Source organism: Marinomonas profundimaris (genome assembly GCF_000508165.1).
GTDB lineage: Bacteria > Pseudomonadota > Gammaproteobacteria > Pseudomonadales > Marinomonadaceae > Marinomonas > Marinomonas profundimaris.
Window position 1 is genome coordinate 51,810 of the sequence record NZ_AYOZ01000034.1, and the last position, 20,762, is coordinate 72,571.

The following is a 20,762-nucleotide window of genomic DNA, read 5'->3' on the forward strand; positions in this document are numbered from 1 at the left end:
TTTTTTAGGTCGACCAGATCCTTGGTTCGTTGCTTTCTTTTCCTAGTAACGCCGGACGAATGTCTTGCCAGCATTGAATAAATAACTGTTTCACTTGTTCCGAATCATCATGAAGACTTCGAACCATGATGAACTCGCCCACCAGACTGACGCCACTTAATGAACCATGCTGAGTACAACGCTGGCGCAGCTTGTCGATTAATTCGTCATGATTGTCTAAATTAGAAGGGTCTGGGGATTCAAACGGCCCAGCAATCATCAAACCATTGATTGGCTTGCCATCGAGTCCTGCTTTGGCCGAAAAAAGAGCTCGGCTGTTATCATCAATCACCAAGCGTTCACGAACTTTAAGACGACCGTTTTGACGTATCTGAAAGCCTTGCTCTGCGTGGCCTTCGCCAAAATCTTGATGGTTGGCCGGTAAGCCGAAACAGGTGATTTCCCAGCCAATAAACTTAGCGTTATCGGCAAGGTCGATACTGTTTTCAAGGCGAGTATGGGCGTTTGGGTAAAGGATGGTTTCCTGTGGTAACCATTCCATCAGGCTGTTTTCAGCGACGTTTAATTGCGTCACTTGGTGTTGCAGCGTTTTGTCTTCACGAGCGCGATACACTCGACCAGCACCCGGCATGGTGATTAAAACATGTGTGTTTTCTGCAAGATTTGCCGTAATCGTGAGCCGATCACCCGATACCAAGCCTCCCGGCGGATGCAATAAATACACATGCGCCGTGTCTCGACCTTCTGGATAAAACGGCTTTTGCACATACAAAGGCCCTTTGTGATCGCAGGTTTTCAGCACCGTACCGCGAGCGGTTTGGCAAAAACCCAAGGTAAGAAACGCATGCCATTGGGACGCTGGCGCTTCCACGGATGGCATGGGTTGTAGATGATGATTTTCTGCTAAAGCAAGATTATGTTTATTATTCATTAATGCCCTATAAGCGTTTTGCGCGTGGCGGCTAATCACCTTTCAATGCAAAAACTAGACCTGCGAGAACGGAACTAGACCGCCAAATACTGCTTAATCAAGGTATCGTTAAGATTTTCCATTTTATCCGCCGCCACAATGCGCCCCTTTTCCATCAGGCGAAACTCCTTACCGACACGACGTGCAAAACCCAATTTCTGCTCCACCAAAATCACAGTGAGACCTTCTTCTTTATTGAGTTTTAGAATGACGTCGCCGATTTGCTTAACAATATTGGGCTGAATACCTTCATTGGGTTCGTCCAAAATCAACACGCTGGGCTCCAAAACCAAGGCGCGACCAATCGCCAGCTGTTGTTGCTGTCCGCCGGACAAATCGCCACCACGACGATGCAGCATGTCATTTAATACGGGGAAGAGTTCGAAGATTTTGTCTGGGATCTCTTTTGGGCTGTCTTTCGTGCGCTTACCACGAACAGGCAAACCAATACGTAGATTTTCCTCGACCGTTAACATAGGGAAAATATCCCGCCCTTGGGGAACGTAACCAATGCCTGAATAAGCGCGCTTTTCTGCGCTTTGCTTATTTAAGGTTTCGCCTTCCATGGTAATCTCGCCGCTTTTGATTGGCAGCAAGCCCATGATGGCTTTGAGTAAAGTGGTTTTGCCCACGCCGTTACGACCCATGATGCAAGTAATCGAGCCAGCTTCTATTTCTAAATCCAACCCCCAAAGAATCTGCGTGCCGCCGTAGAGTTGATCGACCTTATTAATTGAAATCATGCTATTTCTTCTCCCGCCGCTTCTTCTCCAAGGTACACTTCAATTACGTCCTTATTGCTTTGAATCTGATCCATAGTGCCTTCGGCCAACACAGAGCCCTGATGCAAAACGGTCACCGTTCGCGCAATGCTGCGGACAAATTCCATGTCATGTTCGACCACAATTACCGTGCGCTCGCCTGCCAAAGACGTCAGTAATTCCGCCGTTCGTTCGGTTTCTTGTGCTGTCATGCCAGCTACGGGTTCATCGATTAATAAGAGCCGCGGATCGGCCGCCAACAACATGCCAATCTCCAGCCATTGCTTTTGACCATGGGACAAGGCACCCGCCAACATAAAGCGATGCTTGGCTAAGCCAATGGTTTTTAGCACGTCATCGATTCGGTCAATTTGCGTTGGCGTTAAACGCGAGAACAAGGTCGGCAATACACGCTTGTCGGTTTTCAACGACAGCTCCAAATTGTCGAACACGGTTTGTTCTTCAAATACCGTGGGCTTTTGGAATTTACGACCGATGCCAAGCTGTGCAATTTCGGCTTCGTCTTTGTTCAATAGGTTGTGATTTTGCCCGAAGTAAACCGTACCGGAATCGCACTGAGTTTTGCCGGTGATTACGTCCATCAAGGTGGTTTTTCCTGCGCCATTGGCGCCAATCAAACAACGCAATTCTCCGTCATTGATATACAGATTCAAATTATTCAGAGCTTTGAATCCGTCAAAGCTCAAGTTCAAATCTTCCACATACAAAATCATTTGATTGCCAACATTGACCTGCGCTTGCTCTGGCGCCAGAAACGGCCACACCTGATCGCGACGAAAAAATTCACGCGTGCTTTCTAATCCATTCAAAGCTAAAGCGCTCATGCTTGTGGCTCCTTATTCATAACAGTATTTCGCTTGGCCTTTAGCTGCCCATACAAACCCATCAAACCTTTTGGTAAATACAAGGTGACAAGCACGAACATCGCGCCCAAGGCGAATAACCAAGCGTCCGGCATAATCGCCGTGAAACGGGTTTTCGCGTAGTTCACCAACAAAGCGCCAATCACCGCACCAATTAAGGTGCCACGACCACCCACGGCGACCCAAATCACCATCTCGATGGAGTTGATCGGTGAAAATTCACCCGGATTAATAATGCCGACTTGCGGTACGTACAATGCACCAGCAATCCCTGCGATCACCGCCGAATAGACAAACAACCACACCTTGTAACGGTCGGTTCGATAGCCAATAAAACGCGAGCGAGATTCCGAGTCACGAATCGCCAACACCACCTTGCCGAGTCGAGAGGATAAGATTTTCTGACTGACTACAAAGATCACTGCCAGCAAAATCGCGGTGATCAAAAACAAAGCCACCCGCGTGCTGTCGGCTTGCAGATTAAAACCTAGAATTTCTTTAAAATCGGTTAAGCCATTGTTGCCGCCAAAACCCATTTCGTTGCGGAAAAACGCCAGCAACAAAGCGTAGGTTAAGGCTTGCGTCATAATAGAAAGGTAAACGCCTGTCACGCGAGAACGAAACGCCAACCAGCCAAACACAAAGGCCAACACCCCCGGCACCAGCACCGCCATTAACATGGCGAACCAGAATTGATCCATGCCGAGCCAAAACCACGGCAATTCTTTCCAATCCAAAAACACCATAAAATCAGGCAACAAAGGATTACCGTAAACGCCGCGGTCACCGATTTGACGCATTAAATACATGCCCATCGCGTAGCCACCCAAGGCGAAAAATGCCCCGTGGCCCAAACTCAAAATGCCGCAATAGCCCCAAATAATATCCACTGCCAACGCCAACATGGCGTAGCACAAATATTTACCCAGCAGCGTGATCGTGTAAGTGCTGACGTACAGCGCAGAGTCTGCAGGTAAAAACAAGTTCGCTGCAGACGCGAGAATTGTCACGCCCAATAAGATCACCACAAATGGCAGTGTGTGCTTGCCAGACGTGCGTCCTTCCGAAAAATACTTCATAAGACGTGTCATTCTGCCGCCCTCCCTTTTTGTGGAAAGAGTCCTTTAGGACGTTTTTGAATAAAGAGAATAATGAACACCAACACCAGAATCGCTGCGAGTACCGCGCCCGTGGTGGGTTCTAAGAATTTCGTCGCGATGCCCAGCGTAAACGCTGCCACCAATGTTCCCAGTAAGTTACCCACGCCGCCAAACACCACGACCATGAAAGAATCGATAATATAAGCCTGACCCAAGTTCGGCCCGACGTTGGTTAATTGGCTTAATGCCACACCAGCAATGCCGGCGATACCAGAGCCCAAACCAAAGGTCATCGCATCGACCCAGTTGGTTTTCACGCCCATGGCTTTGGCCATGTTGCGGTTTTGCGAGACCGCTCGAACGTTTAAACCAAGAGAGGTTTTTTTCAGAATAATCACCAAGGCGATAAACACCAGTAAAGCAAACGCCAAGATGTACAAACGGTTTAAAGTCAGTGACAACACGGGGTTAATTTCCCACGAACCACTCATCCAGCTCGGCGTCGATACTTGGCGGTTAAGCGGAGAAAAGATGGTTCGAACCAACTGCTGCAAGATCAGACTGATACCGAACGTCGCCAACAGCGTTTCCAATGGTCGACCGTGCAAATGACGAATAACCAAACGTTCAATCAAAACGCCCATCAAACCAGACACCAAAAACGCCGCCGGAATCGCCACCCAAATCGAATAATCTATGTAGTTCGGCATGATTAACTGCACAACATACGTCGTATAAGCGCCAAGCATGATCATCTCGCCATGGGCCATGTTGATCACGCCCATGACGCCAAAGGTAATCGCCAAACCAATCGACGCTAACAAGAGCACAGAACCCAAGCTCAACCCAAAGAACAACTGATCGACAAAGGCAAAGCGGTTGGCTCTTTGTGCAATAGTGTCTAAAGCAGCCTTTGATGCTTCTTGAATCGCTGGATTTTCGTCATTAGAGAGTGTGGTTAAGAGGTTTCGAACGTCGTTTTCTAAACTGTCTGCCAAGGTATCGATGGCCGCAATGCGATTCGAAACCGCCAATTGCGTTTGCGACGCGGTATTCATAGCCAACGCTAAGCCCATGGCTTGTTTAACTTTTTTGTTGGTTTCATGCGGATAAAGGCGTTCTAAAATATCGACCGTGTCGTCGTCTAATTTAGACAACAATTCGCGTACAGCGCTTTCGCGTACGCTGGAATTTTTAGACGTTAATTGAATGCGCGCAATGGCGTTGCGTAAGTAGCCACGCAATGTGTTGTTTACACGGATTTTTTTGACATCTCGCTTGGTCAGCGCAGGATGTGCTTGCCCTGTAAAAACGTCTTTATAAAGAGTTTCGCCGTTTGTATCGAACTGCCCAACGACCTGCTTGGTCGATTTAATATAATACAAATCGCCGTTTAATAAGGTGCGAAAAAGCGGCAATACCGTCTCGTCGGAGGCTTTTTCTATTTTGTCTAAAATAGGCACCATTTTACTGATTTTTGCATCGACCAAGTCGGCTAACAGAGGATCAAGAGACGTGGATTCCACTGCAAAACTGGGAAGAGAAAAGAGCCCAAAAAGACAGCAGCACAGTGCCATGCAATGTCTCAAGGTGATACGTCTCAAGGTCATACGTCTCAAGGTCATACTCCGTGTATCGATAGGTTTACTGCGATAAGGCTTGTTGAGCAAAGCGCTTAAAAGAATGGATTTAAAAGTAAGCAGGGTAAAAAAGGCTCTCTGGTCAGACCATTTTCCAGCCAGACAGAGAGCCAACGTTAACCCTGGGATGAGGTCAAATTAATAGTTTTGGCCTGAACAAGTTTTGGTTTTCGTGTTGTAGTTACCGCACTTGATTGGCGCCGTCCAATCTGAGATCAGATCTTTCGAACCTGGTAGGAAGTCAGACCAAGCGTCACCAGCAACCACGCCGTCGGTTTCCCAAACGACTTCAAACTGACCGTTGTCTTGAATCTCGCCAATCAGAACCGGTTTGCTCAAGTGATGGTTTTTGTTCATCACTGCAATGCCGCCCGTTAGGTTCGGTGTTTTCTGACCAATCATCGCTTGCTCAACCGCATCGACGTCCGTTGTGCCCGCTTGAGTCACCGCGTTTGCCCACATTTTGAAGCCGATATAAGTCGCTTCCATTGGGTCGTTCGTTACGCGTTTTGGATTCTTCGTATAGGCTTTCCACGCTTTAATGAACGCTTCGTTTTCAGGCGTTTCAACACTTTGGAAATAGTTCCAAGCGGCTAAGTGCCCAACCAAGGGTTTAGTGTCTAAACCAGAAAGCTCTTCTTCACCCACAGAGAACGCCACCACAGGAATGTCTTCTGCTGAAATGCCTTGGTTGCCCAATTCTTTGTAGAACGGAATGTTGGCGTCACCGTTGATGGTCGAAACCACCGCGGTTTTCTTGCCTTCGCTGCCGAACTTCTTCACATCAGACACAATCGACTGCCAGTCAGAATGACCGAACGGCGTGTAATTAATCATGATGTCTTTCGCCGCAACACCTTTGGCTTTTAGGTAGGCTTCAAGAATTTTGTTGGTAGTACGTGGATAAACGTAATCGGTTCCAGCAAGAACAAAACGCTCTACGCCCAGATCGTTCATCAAATAATCCACCGCAGGAATGGCCTGTTGGTTTGGCGCCGCGCCTGTGTAGAACACGTTTTTAGACGACTCTTCCCCTTCGTATTGCACTGGGTAAAACATCAAACCATTCAATTCTTCCAATACAGGCAAAACCGATTTACGAGACACCGACGTCCAGCTACCGAAAATCACATCCACTTTGTCTTTGGTCAAAAGCTCACGACCTTTTTCGGCAAACAAAGGCCAGTTAGACGCAGGGTCAACTACGATGGCTTCTAGCTTCTTGCCAAGCAAACCGCCCTTTTTGTTTTGGTCGTCGACCATCATCAAGACCGTGTCTTTCAGCGTCGTTTCAGAAATTGCCATGGTGCCAGACAAGGAGTGCAACACACCGACCTTGATGGTTTCTGCTGCCAATGAAGGAAGCGCAATAAGCGTTGCACCAGAGAGCACAATCGCAGATGTAAGCGTTTTGATTTTCATAATTGGAGCCGTCCTATTGTGATTTATAATAGTGTTGAATCGTAGCAAGAGGTGTAAACACCTCGTATCAGTAGACCCAGTATTAAAAAATCACCGTCAGAAAGGTATGCGCGAAATGACTTACAGGGATACGTTATTTGACGTATATGGCAGCTTTATTCCCTCCCCTTTCTTCAAGGGTTCATCTCTTGATCTGTCCCTTCCCCTTATCACTTCCAAGGGGAAGGTTAGGATGGGGTTGCTCTTTGATTCCATTCAAACGCCTTGTATTCATGAGCTTTATTCCGCCAATTGTAAGGTAGGTCGTGGCTTTAGCCCGACGCGGAATTTAGGTTCCATTCAAACACTTTGTATTCTCAACCTTTATTCCGCTCTTTAATTCAGGAAAAGTTAACGCCTACCTTTTCTGTCACTTTAAAATAGAGCTTTAATGCGTGTTGTACACCTTGGTTGGCGTGCAATATTTCACGGCTTACATTCAACATTGTCGTTACTTGCGCCGCTGACACATCCAGTTCTTTGTTTTTATCTGCGGGGAAAAGGCGCAAGCTTTCCGCTATGTCTTCATTCAGCGCCTGATGTTGTTGGCTTATCATGTCGTTTAGTAGATGAAACTGATTTAGCCGCTGTTCATCAAGCATGTCGCTTTGCAAAAAACTCAGCTGGCGACGCAGTATTTCTTCCTGACTGTTGCTTATTTCTTGATTAAATAAGAGGCTGCTTTCACTGTCACCTTGACGGAATAGGTCTAAGTCGGATTGGATATCTTTTAAGCTTTTTAACGCAAAGACGTTATCACGAGCGCATTCCAGCAATAGGCTGATACGCTCAATCTGTTTAACGTTTAGCGATACGGATTCTAGGCGAATACTGTAATGTCGAATCAGTGTCTCAAGGCGCTTTAATCTCACGTAACCTTCGTTAAATCCTTCGTATTTCTTTGCCACCTTTTGCAAACTCTGCACTTGCTCTGGCGTACCTATCTGCAATGGTGAAAAATGAAACGACTGCATATTAAGTGTCATCCCCATTTCCAAAAGGTGGCGAACTTCTTTCTCTAAGGTAATTAACCCAGCGTCCGTTACTTCGGTCGATGTGTTGTGCAAATACAATGAAATGTATTCTTCTTCGTCCTTGCCAAAACGCTTACTTAGCCAATCGGAAAACTGCTTTAAAAAGGGCACAAACAAGAAGAGACCAATGAAGTTGAAGCTACTTTGAAACATTACAATGCCATACAAAGGATCGGTAATACCGACAAAATTCATGGCGCGGGGCAACAAGGGGAGCAGCACTAAGAAGGCAAAAACATCCACAACGAGATTATAAACAACATGAGCTAAGGCCAGTTGTTTCATAATACGAGATCCTCGTAAGCTCCCTAAAATAGTGGTACTCGTGGTGCCAATATCCGCACCAACGACCAACGCGGCGGCGGCGGGCAAATCCACAATGCCAGAATGCAATGCGGTTAAGGTAATGAGCGTCATCGCTGAACTGGATTGAATCATAGCGGTCATCAACATGCCCACCAGCAAATAGACCACGATGGGCATATTGCCTAGGCTAGACAGATCAAAAAGCAGCGGGAGCGTTTCAACCGCGTCTTTCATTTCCGACAAGCCAAAGATTAATAGCCCTAACCCAATAACGGCTTGAGCACCACTTCGCCATTCCGGACGGCGCTCAGAAAATAAATAAACAATGGAAGACAGGCCAAACAGAGGAAGAGCGATCGCGGCGAGATCCATTTTGAAGCCAATAGTGGTGACAATCCAACCACTAAACGTCGTGCCGAGGTTCGCTCCAAGAATGACACCAACGGCATTGAATAAGGGAATCATGCCTGCACTGGCAAACGCCAACACCATCAAACTGACCATAGAGCTACTTTGAACAATCGCGGTAATGGTTACCCCTGACGCGACACTGAATATAGGCTTCTCAGTAGAACGCGACAAAATTTTCTTAATACGATTGTTACCCAGTGACTGCAGCCCTTGCTCCAACTGATGCATGCCAAACAGGAAAATCCCTAAACCGACAATAGTGCCTAAAATGATATTCATACGCTGAATTATAATTCCCAAAGACGGTTCGAACCTAAAATAGGGTTCGTCATTATTCTTATAAAAATGGAAAAACCTTAACAACAAAGCTTAAGTCAGCCACCCTATTTAGGCAAAGCAATAATACGACAGCAACGCCGTGCGGCGTAAAGGGTTGATTTGGTGATTACTTCCCCACTTGATCAACTCTCTTCATTTTTCAATTGCTCGATCAACACCATAGCGCCCGCTTTCTTTTTGGTTCTATCTGGATAAGTCAGGTAGTAGGCTTTTCTTAGTGACAAGGTTATGTCACTGAGTGACACGAGTTGTCCTGTTCTCAATGCGTTCTGGATGAAGAGACCTTGGCCGAGTAGTAGACCTTTGCCTTGTATAGCGGCGTCGATGGCCATGCTGGAAAGATTGAATTGTGGGCCTTTGTTGGGTTGTCGGTTTTGGTAACCCGCGACAGTTAGCCAATCTTGCCAGTTGGGTAAAAACGCGTTGTCGTCTCCCCAATCAATATGAATCATTGGTTTTTCAAGCAATGCATCTAAATCACCCTGCGCCATTCCGTTAATCAAAGACGGGCTAGCAACTAAATGCACGTCGTCTTGGAACAGGAAGTCATGGTTCAACGACGCACACTGCTTACCAAAGCTAATCGTTGCGTCACATCGACTTAGACTGAAATCCACCGCAGAATGGCTCGCTTCGACGCGAATCTCAAGGTCTGGGTGCTTTTCCATTATTAGCAACACTTTGGGCATTAGCCACAAGCTCGCTACCGATGGCAGTGTGTTTAAAGTGAAAATAGACTGGGGTTTTAATTGGTCTAAACTGGCTTGCCCGCGCTGCAGGCTTTCAACTGCTTGGTTGGCAAAATACAAATATTGATGGCCGGCTTGAGTCAGTTCAACACCTTGCTTTGACCGCTCAAAAAGCAGAGTCTCAACATGCGACTCAAGCAGCTTAATTTGTTGGCTAACCGCCGCTGGCGTTATGCACAATGCCTTCGCGGTTTTCGCAAAGTTGCCAGTTTGTGCCGCATTGATAAAGGTGATCAAACTGTTTAAATTGGGCAATTTCAACATAATAATATCAAGCTGCTTTTCAATGTTAGGGAATGTGACATTCAACCAAATTGCCTTTCTTTTTTAGTGTTAAGAAATACTTAATGATGAATGCAAAAAATATTGATTTAACCACACGGAAAACTTTACTAGTCTGAACATCATCCTATGTCTTATTAAACGCGATGAAAAGATCAATACAGCAAAGGGGGAATGATTATGCCATTATCAGATTCGATGAATAAAGCCGCCTACCCTATTGAAAATAGTGACTTTAGAGCCGAATGTAAAAAAACGCTGTCAGAAAATGGCGCGTTGGTTTTGCCAAATTTTCTGAATGGAGAAACCATTCAAGCCATTATTCAAGAAGGGGAAGCCAAGAAAAATCTCGCTTGGTTTACCCAATCGACCCATAACGTTTACTTAACCCATGTCGACAACAATTACGACACTGAACACGCGAGAAACAAACAAGTCAGTTCGTCTAAAGGCTGCATTACCGATGATCAAATCGACCCAACATCGCCGCTGAGACAGCTTTATGATGCGCCTTTGTTTCGGGCGTTTCTCGCCAGTGTATTGGACGAAACGGCGCTTTATAACTACGCAGATAACCTCTCGTCTATCAACTTACACTACGCCAGCGAAGGACAAGAACTCGGCTGGCATTTCGACAATTCGTCTTTTGCCATTACCTTGTTAATTCAAAAGCCGGAGTCTGGCGGTGTGTTTGAATACATTGAAAACATGCGTGACGCCGACGCGGGTGAAATGAATTACAGCGGCGTGAGTGAGGTGCTTGCGGGACAGAAAAAAGTCAAGAAATTGGCGATCGAACCCGGCGCTTTGGTGCTTTTTCGTGGTCGAAATGCCATTCACCGAGTCACGCCAACACAAGGCAAGATCACTCGCATGTTGGCCGTGCTGGCGTACAACTCACAACCGCATATAGCTCTCTCTGAAGCGGCCAGCAAAACCTTTTACGGTCGAGTAAAATAGCCGCAATATTTCACAATAAACGCTCATCAAAAGCGCTCATTTCTATTTTTATGTGTAAAAAAAAGCCCTGCACGTAACACGTGTAGAGCCTTTGTTTTATTTATACACCAAGCGGCTTAATGGCTTACGCGTTTAACTGCTTAACCATGGCTTCGGCTACAGCGTGTGCGCTCGCCGGATTTTGACCTGTGATCAAACGACCGTCTTCAATGATGAAAACATTCCAAGGTTTTACCTTGCTGTAACGGGCGGCTTTGCGCGCTAAAGATTCTTCTAGTAAAAATGGAATATCAACAATGGTGCCGTAGTCGATTTCTTCTTCACGTGTAAAACCCGTCACCGATTTATCGGCAATTAACGCTTCTCCAGTGCTCAGAGTAATCGGCAATAACGCAGCAGGTCCGTGGCATACCGCACCGATAATACCACCCGCTTCGTAATGCGCTGCGCTCAATGTGGCGAAGTCTTCATTGCTCGCTAAATCTGTCAATAAACCAAAGCCGCCAGGGTAAAAAACAGCGTCGTAATCGGCGATTTTAACGTGTGAAACAGGCAGTGAATTGTTCACGCGATTTTGAAAGTTTTCATCGGCTAACACAGCTTGATTAACGTCGTCATTTTCAATATCCGTTCCGTAAATAGGAACCTTGCCGCCATGAATGGAAGCGATATCGTAATCAATACCGTTTTGCGTAAACACATGCAAAGCGTGTGTAATTTCTGGTGAATAAGTGCCGTTGGCTTGGTCGGTCGTGCCAAGTGTGGCGTGATTGGTAACGGGAATCAGAATTTTTTTCATGGTGGGTCCTCTATGGTGTTTTGTTGTTACTGATGTTGCTGTTGATATTGTCATTGATGTAGTCACTATAGAATGTCCCTGATAATTTGATAATATACTGTTTCGTGGAAACACTATTGCTATATGGCAACAATGGAGAACGCAGTGGACAGTTTTGAGGGGATTATTGAATTTGTTGCCGTGGCAGAACGACGAGGTTTTTCCGCCGCCGCCAAGCAATTGGGTTGCAGCACGAGTAATGTCAGTCGACAAATCGCCAGACTAGAAGAACGACTTGGTTGCGCCCTACTGTCTCGCACCACGCGTTTGGTGAGCTTGACGGACAACGGCACGGTCTATTATCAGCAGGCGAAAGATTTACTGATTGGATTACAACAAGCCAATGAGCAAGTGAACCAACAGCAAATCAAGCTGACAGGCACGTTACGAGTCAGCGCGGCTGGCGGCTTTGCGGAACACTTTATTGCACCCGCCTTAGTGTTGTTTGCTCAGAATCACCCAGAACTCACCATAGACATGGACTTCAACAGTCGCATGGTGAACTTTGTGGAAGACGACTTGGATTTTGTGATTCGTTATGGCGAGCTAACGGATTCCAACTTGATCGCTCGTAAGCTGGTAAATCGCCCTTTGATGGCGGTGGCGACCAAAGCGTATTTACAACAACACGGCGAGCCCAAACACCCGAGCCATTTGAAAAGCCATAGCTGCATTGTCTCGAACAATGACGTGTGGAAGTTCGACCATGAAAATGGCCCAGAAAGCATCAAAGTAAAAGGCCGTTGGCGCAGCAACAACGCCAATTCCGTATTAGATGCGTGTCTGCGCGGCTTGGGCATTGCCTACATGCCGCAAAGTACCTTTCAATCTGCAGTTGCCGATGGTCGTCTAGTGCCGGTGCTAGAACCTTATTGGGGAAAAGGCACCAGCAGTTGGATTGTGTATAAAAATAAGCGTTTCATGCCATTGCGCGCTCGACTCGCCATTGATTTTCTCATTCAACATTTCGCCAATTGGGAAGAACGAGAAACCACCCACCCATTACCCTAATGTGCAAATACCTGACACCACGTTGCAATTTCGCTATTAGCCCAAATTATAGACAGCTTGCTGTTTCACTAAGGGTTAAGTTATCCATGTTTATCATTAAATTGATCTTGTCTCTCCTTGTTCTGTTTGGCATTGCCATTTATGTCATCAATTTGACTCTCGTTGCCAAACCTGGCGCGGTCGCTGGCATTGAATCGACGCATTACCAAGGAAACAAGTTTCGTAATGCGGCGCCCCGAACACCAATGCCTTTTTCAGAAACAGCGGCGTTGTGGTTGCGTTTTTTTACGGAGAAAAAAGTGGGCACCACGCCAGATATCACCATTCCGGTTCAGCCCATTAGCCAAGCCGATTTGAACGCGCTGAGTAACGACACCCTGCACGTGGTGAAGCTCGGCCATTCCTCTATTTTGCTGAAAGTGTACGGCGAATATTGGCTGATCGATCCAGTGTTTTCTGATCGCGCTTCGCCCTTCAATTTTATGGGACCACAACGCTTCCACCAGCCACCGATTTCCTTAGACGAGTTACCACCAATCGATAAAGTACTGATTTCACACAATCACTACGACCATTTAGACAAAGCCAGCGTCATAGTATTATTAGGCAAAACTAAGCAATTTTTTGTGCCAACAGGCGTAGATGGTGATCTCATTTCATGGGGCGTAGAACCGGGTAAAATCACCACGTTCGATTGGTGGCAAGAAGAAGAAACCAGCCAAGGCACAGTGGCGTTCACACCGACACAGCATTTCTCAGGCCGTGGCATGGGCGATGGCAATTCAACTTTATGGGGTTCTTGGGTTATTAAAACACCGCAGCAAAGCCTCTATTTTAGTGGCGACTCAGGTTACTTTTCAGGCTTTAAAGAGATTGGGGACAAGTACGGGCCATTTGATCTCACCATGATAGAAACCGGTGCATACGACAAGGATTGGGCCGACATTCACATGACGCCAGAGCAAAGCGTTCAAGCCCATATCGACTTGCAGGGAAAAACCATGATGCCAATTCACAACGGCACATTTGATCTCGCTTTCCACACGTGGCACGACCCGTTTGATCGGGTGGTTGCTGAATCAGAACGCCGCAATGTCGCCTTGAGCACGCCAGAATTTGGGCAGATTTTTAACATTAACGCTCTTCCACCGCTGACCCCCTGGTGGAAAAAAAGCGTCACAGAATAACGCCTTAACAATGAAGTCCGCGTTAACTCAGAATGGGAAATTGGTTTTACGGCTTTTTGTATTTCATTACGTGCTGCGGGCCGGAAGGGCCGCCGTGATATAGCGTATTGGTGTCTTGAAAACCGCTTTTTAAATAGAGGTTTTTGGCTGGGTCGTTTTTGGCGTTGACTGTTAAAAAGACACCGCTGTGATTGGGGAAAGTCGCCGTTAGGTAATCCGGCAAAAGGTGAAGCGCTTGCTTGGCGTAGCCTTTCCCTTGGTGATGTTTGTCGATGAAAAATTTACGAAGCCCAAGGCTATGTGGTGTGGCAAAGTCATTGGTTTGCTCATAAACGGTATCGATCAAGAAAAAGCCGACCACTTGATGGTCGTCAGCCAGAATCACATGCGGCCGAATTTGCGCATTGACAATTGCCAGTATGTCATCGATAGAACCCACGAATTGTCGCTGATCCTCTCCCACGCCAAGTGCAATAACGTCACCCACATGCTGAGATGTCATTTTTTCTATTGCGATCACGGTGCCTCCTATCAACATAAAATCCAGTTACGTTTCCAAATGACCTATTAATAAAATATCCGAGCGCATTTTTCTACCCTTTCTCCTTAAAAGTGATCCGTAAATAAAAGGCCCCGAAGGTGGGGCCTTTACACCTCAAGCAGAAACAGCAATACCAAAGCACAGTTTATTGTTATCCAAATCCCTGACATAAGCGGAGAAATAAGGCCCGCGCGGGTTTGGTTTTCCCTCGCAACGCCCTCCCAATTCAATCGCTTTTTTATGCAAACGCGTTACCTCGTCCATGGAATCGACACCAAAACCAAGCATGGTGCCATTGCCATTCGTGGCAGGTTCTTCATCAAAGGGAATCGCCACAGCAAAAGCCGTCTCTGCATTTTGCCAATAGGTCATTCTTTCCGTCGCGAACGTTCGAGTAAAACCCGTTTCTGCAAACAACGCATCGTAGAATGTAACAGACGCCGACATATCATTTGTGCCAAGCACGAAGTAGTTCATTTTCATTATTAAGGTTTCCTAATTTATACGAAGAAGTGGAAAATCAATCATCAGAAATAACGATCAGAAAGATCACTCAGTAGCCGTCGAGCTCACCGCAGAGGCAAAATACGCCATAATTTCCGCTCTGGTCATTTCGTTCGTTTTATTCGAAAAACAATAATAATCGGGACGTTGATCACTAAAATATTGCATGTCCATTTCAATACCATCGAGGCCTGAAAAGATCCCTACTGACATGTTATAAGCGCCGCTTTCTTTCAGCTTATAAAATAAATGCGTGCCACACTCGGCACAAAAGCTCCGCGACGCCCATGCCGAAGAGTCATACTCTTTGATGTGATCTTGGCCTTCAATCAATACATCAGTTCCACATTGAACCGCAAAGAAAGGCGCGCCGCCCCACCCGCGACAAGAATCGCAGTGGCAAACGGTAAATTTAGGATTAATCTGATTGGCCGCGATGGTCACCGCGCCACATAAACACTGTGCTTTTGCTTTTAGCATTAGGCTGCTCCTTAGAAATTGAAGGCTTTTGAATGAACCTCTCAATGCATTCTATGAGCACCTAATGACAGCCCTATGTCAGGGGTTAGAGCTTATTTATAAGAAAAATAAAAGTCATTTACCATATCGACAAAAATAGTCTTCTAACGTCATATCGTGAGGCGTGAATGTGTTGGAGCGCAAATCGAGGTTTTGTATTCTGTCCAAACGAAAGTTTCTAAAATCTTGTCGTAAACGACACCAAGCAACCAGCATCCAACCGTTCCTCGTGTTTAATAAAGCAAACGGCTCAATCTGCCTTTTCGTCAGTCGATTGGCTTCATCCATATAGCCGATATCGGTGAGAAAGAAATTCGTTAATGCACATTGTAGCGTCGATAAATGATCGCTGTTTTTCTCTTGCGTCTTCATTTGGCTGAATTGCGTTCGTTCCGAGAGAAAATTCACCTTCGCCTTATTCTCACTGTTCAGCGACGACTTAATCTTATCAATGGCATTGGAGTATTCTTTTACCAGTGACGAATCCTTATTATTGAGCACCAACTGCTCCACCATCACCAAGGCATTCGCTTCGTTTTCAGTAAACATTATTGGCGGCAAACGATAGCCTTCGACCATGCGATAGCCTTTGCCCTCTTCCGTGTAAATCGGAATGCCTGAACTTTCCAACGCGCGAATGTCTCGGTAAATCGTCCTGACACTGACAGAAAAGCGAGCGGCCAATTCCGTCGCCGTCACCAAGGATCTTGCTTGTAATTGCGTCGTAATCGCCGTTAACCGCGAGAGCCGTTTTACATTGCCGTCACTCAAAGCGCTTCCCCCTATATAAAGCCCAAAAAATCACCTTCCCACAAACCAAAAAAAATGCCGTTAAGATTGTCATCTTAACGGCATTTGATATTCGCTTTATGAACCGACTACTTTAGTCTTGGTTGATAAAGTAGTTGATCACGTAAGCTGGAAGGTCCGCTGCGTTCACAACGATTTGTTCCATTGTGTCACGGTCACGAACGGTGACTGGTGCGCCTTCTTTTTCGATTGAATCGAAATCGACAGTCACACATATAGGTGTGCCGACTTCGTCATGACGACGGTAACCTTTACCTACGTTACCGGTGTTTTCATAAAGAATACGACCCAAGCCCAGTTTTTGAAGCTTGTTTTTCAATTCTTTCGCTAACGCAACGATCTCTGGCTTGTTCTTTTTAAGCGGCATGATAGCGACTTTGATCGGCGCTAGATGTGGCTTAAATTTAAGCACGGTACGAGTCGAACCGTTTGGCAGCTCTTCTTCTGTGTAGGCTTCTGTCATTACAGCAAGCAAACCACGGTCTAGACCAGCAGAAGGTTCGATACAGAAAGGGATTTCCCACTTGTTCGCTTCAAGGTCACGGATCGCCAATTTGGCCGTAGAATGTTCGTTCTTTTTCACTTTCGCGGTGATGTCGAATTCGTCTTGCGCCTTGGTGTGAGAACCCAAATCGTAGTCGGTACGGTTGGCGACGCCTTCTAGCTCTTCAAAACCATGTGGAAACTTGTACAAGATATCCACAGTCGATTTTGAATAATGCGACAGGTCGTCGCCGGTGACGTATTCAAACTGGATGTTTTCTTCTGCTAGACCTTGATCCAACCACCACTGTTTACGAGCGCCAACCCAGAATTCATGCCATTTTTCATCTTCGCCTGGCTTGCAGAAGAATTCCAATTCCATTTGTTCGAATTCACGAACACGGAAGATGAAGTTACGCGGCGTAATTTCGTTACGGAAAGATTTACCAATTTGCGCAATACCGAAAGGCAAGGTGCGAGAAGTAGAATCCACGACGTTTTTGAAGTTAGTGAAAATACCTTGTGCGGTTTCTGGACGAAGGTACGTGTAAGAATCTTCGTTTACCATTGGGCCGACGTTGGTTTTAAACATCAAGTTGAAGTCACGAGGCTCTGTCACATTGGTCGAACCACAGTTATCACAGACTTTGATGTCTTTCATGTGGTCGGCGCGCAAACGAGATTTACATTCGTGGCAATCGACCATTGGGTCTGTGAAGGTGTCTTCATGACCAGAGTATTTGTAAACGTGTTTGTTTTGGACAATCGCTGCATCCAACCCTTCTACGTCATCACGTTCGTAAACCATCGAACGCCACCACGCGGCTTTTAGGTTGTTTTTTAATTCAATACCTAGCGGACCGTAATCGTAAGCGCCTTGCATACCACCGTAGATTTCACTGCCTTGGAAAATAAATCCGCGACGTTTACATAGGGAGACGAGTTCATCCATTGTTTTAGCTGGCATTTCTAAACACACCTTAAGCAAAATTCATTAATAAGGACATAAAACCCATATGGCTTCATGTTCAAGCAATCGTTATAGCCGGACATTGTACTCTTTGCCCGTATTTCGCTCAATGGCGATTCACAGATCAAGCACGACAAAAACTTTACACATTTATGCACAGAAATAGGACAAATTAAGGAACAGAGTTGCTGTTTTAAAGTCTATTTTGTTAGATAATTCGTTTGGCTTACATAGTCTTTCTTCAAAGCGTTTTTTCATTATTACAGGTATAAGCATGCTTTCTTATAAACCCGTTGTCTTTACATTAGCCATCTTGAGCATTCTTCCTCTTTTTTTTACGACTTACTTAAGCCTGACGCATAAAATGTTTCTGGATACATCCGGCATCACGCTGTTTGCGATGTATGGCGCTATTGTGCTGAGTTTTTTATGCGGCGTGATCTGGGGGCAAGTCATTGAGCAACCAGAGAACAATAACGGAAAAAAACTTTTAATTTCCTCGTACCTTATTATGTCTGCCGCATGGATCGCCCTGCTTTTCAAAACGCCAGAGCTGTCTGTGGTGTTTCTATTGCTCGGTTTGATCACGATTTTTTGGGTAGAAGTGCATTGGTTAAAACCAGAGAATTCGGAAAAATCGTATCATTTTTCGCTGCACTTTTGCTTAACCTCCGTTGCCTCTATTTTGCATTTATTGGTGCTGTACCCAAGCTACTAGCAATACACACTGATCTAACCTTCCGTTAACTGCGTATCACTCATAACTAACTTAACAATCAATACAACAATCAAAAATGAGTGATACACCATGCTAACCATTTTCTACGATGGCCATTGCCCACTTTGCGCCGCTGAAATGAAAACACTGCAGTCCCTCGACACAAAAAACAGGCTGCGGTTAGAAGACATTCACGCCGATCACTTCCAACAAAACTACCCGTATATAGACCCTATTGAGGCGGATAAAATACTGCACGGCCAGCTCGCCGATGGCAAAATCATCACAGGGCTCGATGTCACTTGCTTAGCTTGGAAGCTGGTTGAAAAACACCAATGGATACAAATCCTGCGTTGGCCGATCATTCGTTTTATCGCGGATATTAGCTATCGTTTTTTTGCTCGATATCGCCATCAAATATCCTCTTTTATTTCCAGAAAACCGCGCTGCGATGCATGCCAAAATAAAAAATGTGATCTATAGTACATTTGTTTTCATTCTCACCTTCGTTGAGGTTTTTTTTGTATGCCATCATTCTATGCGCTGGTCATTGGCGCCAGCAGCACCATTGCCAAAGCCGCTATACATCAATTCGAAGACGATTCAAACTGCCTTGGTGTTTTTGCTGTCAGCCGCTATTTTCCGGTTCCTACACAAAACACAAAAACCACGTATCTGGCGTGCAACAATACGGAATCTAGCATCAGCGAAGTGTGCCAAATTCTGGCGCCTGTATCGGGTAAAATCACCAAAGTCTTAATCTGCAACGGTCTATTGCACGACGACAACATCACGCCAGAAAAACGACTAGAAGACATTAGCGCGTCGCAACTCGAAGCCGTATTTCATGCAAACAGCATTGTTCCCATGTTGTGGTTGAGCCATTTACTGCCGCTTTTACAAGGTAAAAATAACACCCAAGTGGCACTATTCAGCGCTCGAGTAGGCAGCATTTCAGACAATAAAATGGGCGGTTGGTACAGTTATCGTGCGTCAAAAGCGGCGTTAAACATGCTGATTCAAACCAGCGCGGTGGAATACGCCAGAAGAGCAAAAAACGTCAAACTCATTGCTTTTCACCCCGGCACCACAGATACGCCACTATCCAAGCCTTTTCAGCAATCGGTTCCAAAAGACAAACTCTTTAGTGCCGCCTTTGTGGCCACACAATTATTGTCCATCATGGAAAACATACCAATGGACAATGAAGCCGCGTATTTAGACTGGAACAACCAAACCATTGAGTGGTGATTGAGCGCCCCCCCCCCCCGTAACGCGAGCGCCGTAATAGTCACGTCTTCTTTCCTGTATTCGAAAAAAACGTATTGCCATGAAAGAGTTGGAGCCGCATATGTTACTCTCGACCTAAAAGAGAACAATTTATGGAACACCTAGACTCAACCGATCGTAAAATCCTTCAACTGTTACAGCACGATGGCAGCCTGAGCGCGACGCAAGTGGCGGACAACATTGGCTTGTCTCAATCCCCCTGCTGGCGACGCATCAATCGGTTACAACAAGAAGGTTTTATTCGCTCAACACAAGCGATTTTGGACAGGAATAAACTGGGGTTGGGCATCGTGGTGTTGGTCAATATTAAATTGTCTTCACACGGAAGAAAGATGCTGGATGAATTCGAGCAAGCCATTGTCGACTTCCCCGAAGTGGTGGAATGTTGGACGATTTCTGGGGCGATGGATTACAGTTTAAGAGTGGTGTCAAAGAGCATTGAAAGCTACGAGCACTTCTTACGCAGCCAGTTACTTCAGCTGCCACACATCCAAGAAGCGCAAAGCCATTTCACCATGCGTGAAGTCAAAAACATCACCACATTGCCATTAGATTTTTAATGATTAACACAGCAACGATTTATTTCAGTAATGGGTCGTCTTTTGGAAGCAGCTTTTGAATCCATAATGCCAGTTTGTGCTTCATGCTCGGCAAGTCTTCTTTGTCGGCTGGCAACGCCACAACCAATTTATCCAACACCAATAGTCGATAAATCGCCTCGGTCTTTTCGTTCGCGGACATGGTGGCAGAAAAGCCTTCGTAACCACGTTTGAGCGCATAGTTTTCGCCCACTTGAATGGCTTTTTTACTCAGTGCTGCTTCGTTCTTAATCTTTTTCATCGTTTTCCTTACCTCTGGCTTTAAGTCCCATTAATGGATTGAAACACCAATACGCTGGAAGGCGATTGTCGACACTTCAATAAAAGCACGAACAGAACATCTGACCTGACTCTATCAGCTTTTTAGCGGCTTCCAAGCACTTCTGCCGAATAAA

Annotated in this window: 22 protein-coding genes; 7 read left to right on the top strand and 15 right to left on the bottom strand. The window is 45.8% G+C overall.

The genetic code is table 11. The annotated features are described in order from the left end of the window. Positions 1–4: 4 nt before the first annotated feature. The 8 genes from D104_RS31045 to D104_RS31080 form a co-directional block, all read right to left on the bottom strand. Positions 5–931, bottom strand: coding sequence for an urease accessory protein UreD (locus D104_RS31045; RefSeq protein WP_024024543.1), 927 nt, complete (start codon positions 929–931; stop codon positions 5–7). A gap of 74 nt (positions 932–1,005) precedes the next feature. After that, positions 1,006–1,713, bottom strand: a complete 708-nt coding sequence (urtE, locus tag D104_RS31050) for an urea ABC transporter ATP-binding subunit UrtE (protein WP_024024544.1) — start codon at positions 1,711–1,713, stop codon at positions 1,006–1,008. Further along, entirely contained in the window at positions 1,710–2,576 is an 867-nt protein-coding gene (urtD, locus tag D104_RS31055) for an urea ABC transporter ATP-binding protein UrtD (RefSeq protein WP_024024545.1), read from the bottom strand. Before urtD ends, urtE begins: the two co-directional genes overlap by 4 nt. Further along, positions 2,573–3,706, bottom strand: a complete 1,134-nt coding sequence (urtC, locus tag D104_RS31060) for an urea ABC transporter permease subunit UrtC (protein WP_024024546.1) — start codon at positions 3,704–3,706, stop codon at positions 2,573–2,575. The genes urtD and urtC overlap by 4 nt, the downstream gene beginning before the upstream one ends. Beyond that, positions 3,703–5,325, bottom strand: a complete 1,623-nt coding sequence (gene urtB / locus D104_RS31065) for an urea ABC transporter permease subunit UrtB (protein WP_031215048.1) — start codon at positions 5,323–5,325, stop codon at positions 3,703–3,705. Before urtB ends, urtC begins: the two co-directional genes overlap by 4 nt. A gap of 168 nt (positions 5,326–5,493) precedes the next feature. Beyond that, positions 5,494–6,777 (bottom strand): urea ABC transporter substrate-binding protein, encoded by a 1,284-nt coding sequence (urtA, locus tag D104_RS31070; RefSeq protein ID WP_024024548.1) that lies wholly within the window; start codon positions 6,775–6,777, stop codon positions 5,494–5,496. Between the two features lie 380 nt (positions 6,778–7,157). Then, positions 7,158–8,846 (bottom strand): Na/Pi cotransporter family protein, encoded by a 1,689-nt coding sequence (locus D104_RS31075; protein WP_024024549.1) that lies wholly within the window; start codon positions 8,844–8,846, stop codon positions 7,158–7,160. A gap of 182 nt (positions 8,847–9,028) precedes the next feature. Continuing rightward, on the bottom strand, positions 9,029–9,964 hold the full coding sequence (locus D104_RS31080; protein ID WP_024024550.1) for a LysR family transcriptional regulator: 936 nt from the start codon (positions 9,962–9,964) through the stop codon (positions 9,029–9,031). 153 nt (positions 9,965–10,117) lie between these two features. On the opposite strand from D104_RS31080, the gene D104_RS31085 reads away from it, so the two are divergent. Continuing rightward, complete coding sequence (locus tag D104_RS31085; RefSeq protein WP_024024551.1) at positions 10,118–10,897, top strand: HalD/BesD family halogenase; 780 nt, start codon at positions 10,118–10,120, stop codon at positions 10,895–10,897. A 124-nt stretch (positions 10,898–11,021) separates the two neighbouring features. On the opposite strand, the gene D104_RS31090 is transcribed toward D104_RS31085, so the two are convergent. Next, positions 11,022–11,696 (bottom strand): type 1 glutamine amidotransferase domain-containing protein, encoded by a 675-nt coding sequence (locus D104_RS31090; protein ID WP_024024552.1) that lies wholly within the window; start codon positions 11,694–11,696, stop codon positions 11,022–11,024. 144 nt (positions 11,697–11,840) lie between these two features. Between D104_RS31090 and D104_RS31095 the strand changes: the two genes are divergently transcribed. Further along, positions 11,841–12,746: a LysR family transcriptional regulator gene (locus tag D104_RS31095; RefSeq protein ID WP_024024553.1), complete on the top strand. Its 906-nt coding sequence runs from the start codon at positions 11,841–11,843 to the stop codon at positions 12,744–12,746. An 86-nt stretch (positions 12,747–12,832) separates the two neighbouring features. Then, positions 12,833–13,933, top strand: coding sequence for an MBL fold metallo-hydrolase (locus D104_RS31100; protein WP_024024554.1), 1,101 nt, complete (start codon positions 12,833–12,835; stop codon positions 13,931–13,933). A 46-nt stretch (positions 13,934–13,979) separates the two neighbouring features. Here D104_RS31100 and D104_RS31105 read toward each other — a convergent pair whose 3' ends face one another. From D104_RS31105 to D104_RS31125, 5 genes are all read right to left on the bottom strand, one after another. Further along, positions 13,980–14,453 carry a GNAT family N-acetyltransferase gene (locus D104_RS31105; RefSeq protein WP_024024555.1) on the bottom strand — a complete coding sequence of 158 codons (474 nt, stop codon included), beginning with the start codon at positions 14,451–14,453 and terminating at the stop codon, positions 13,980–13,982. A gap of 135 nt (positions 14,454–14,588) precedes the next feature. Beyond that, entirely contained in the window at positions 14,589–14,957 is a 369-nt protein-coding gene (locus D104_RS31110; RefSeq protein ID WP_024024556.1) for a VOC family protein, read from the bottom strand. A gap of 66 nt (positions 14,958–15,023) precedes the next feature. Further along, the gene (locus D104_RS31115) at positions 15,024–15,458 is read right to left on the bottom strand and encodes a GFA family protein (RefSeq protein ID WP_024024557.1); all 435 of its coding nucleotides are present in this window, start codon (positions 15,456–15,458) and stop codon (positions 15,024–15,026) included. Between the two features lie 114 nt (positions 15,459–15,572). After that, positions 15,573–16,268 carry a helix-turn-helix transcriptional regulator gene (locus tag D104_RS31120; RefSeq protein WP_024024558.1) on the bottom strand — a complete coding sequence of 232 codons (696 nt, stop codon included), beginning with the start codon at positions 16,266–16,268 and terminating at the stop codon, positions 15,573–15,575. Between the two features lie 112 nt (positions 16,269–16,380). After that, on the bottom strand, positions 16,381–17,757 hold the full coding sequence (locus D104_RS31125) for a glycine--tRNA ligase (RefSeq protein WP_024024559.1): 1,377 nt from the start codon (positions 17,755–17,757) through the stop codon (positions 16,381–16,383). A 277-nt stretch (positions 17,758–18,034) separates the two neighbouring features. On the opposite strand from D104_RS31125, the gene D104_RS31130 reads away from it, so the two are divergent. The 4 genes from D104_RS31130 (at position 18,035) to D104_RS31145 (ending at position 20,328) form a co-directional block, all read left to right on the top strand. Then, positions 18,035–18,478 (top strand): DUF3429 domain-containing protein, encoded by a 444-nt coding sequence (locus D104_RS31130; RefSeq protein ID WP_152531164.1) that lies wholly within the window; start codon positions 18,035–18,037, stop codon positions 18,476–18,478. 90 nt (positions 18,479–18,568) lie between these two features. Beyond that, on the top strand, positions 18,569–18,961 hold the full coding sequence (locus D104_RS31135; RefSeq protein ID WP_024024561.1) for a thiol-disulfide oxidoreductase DCC family protein: 393 nt from the start codon (positions 18,569–18,571) through the stop codon (positions 18,959–18,961). Between the two features lie 42 nt (positions 18,962–19,003). Further along, positions 19,004–19,729, top strand: a complete 726-nt coding sequence (locus D104_RS31140; protein WP_024024562.1) for an SDR family NAD(P)-dependent oxidoreductase — start codon at positions 19,004–19,006, stop codon at positions 19,727–19,729. A 131-nt stretch (positions 19,730–19,860) separates the two neighbouring features. Continuing rightward, the gene (locus D104_RS31145; protein ID WP_024024563.1) at positions 19,861–20,328 is read left to right on the top strand and encodes an Lrp/AsnC family transcriptional regulator; all 468 of its coding nucleotides are present in this window, start codon (positions 19,861–19,863) and stop codon (positions 20,326–20,328) included. A gap of 19 nt (positions 20,329–20,347) precedes the next feature. On the opposite strand, the gene D104_RS31150 is transcribed toward D104_RS31145, so the two are convergent. Next, a complete protein-coding gene (locus tag D104_RS31150; protein ID WP_024024564.1) occupies positions 20,348–20,608 on the bottom strand; it encodes a DUF5062 family protein in 261 nt (86 codons plus the stop codon). Between the last annotated feature and the right edge of the window lie 154 nt (positions 20,609–20,762).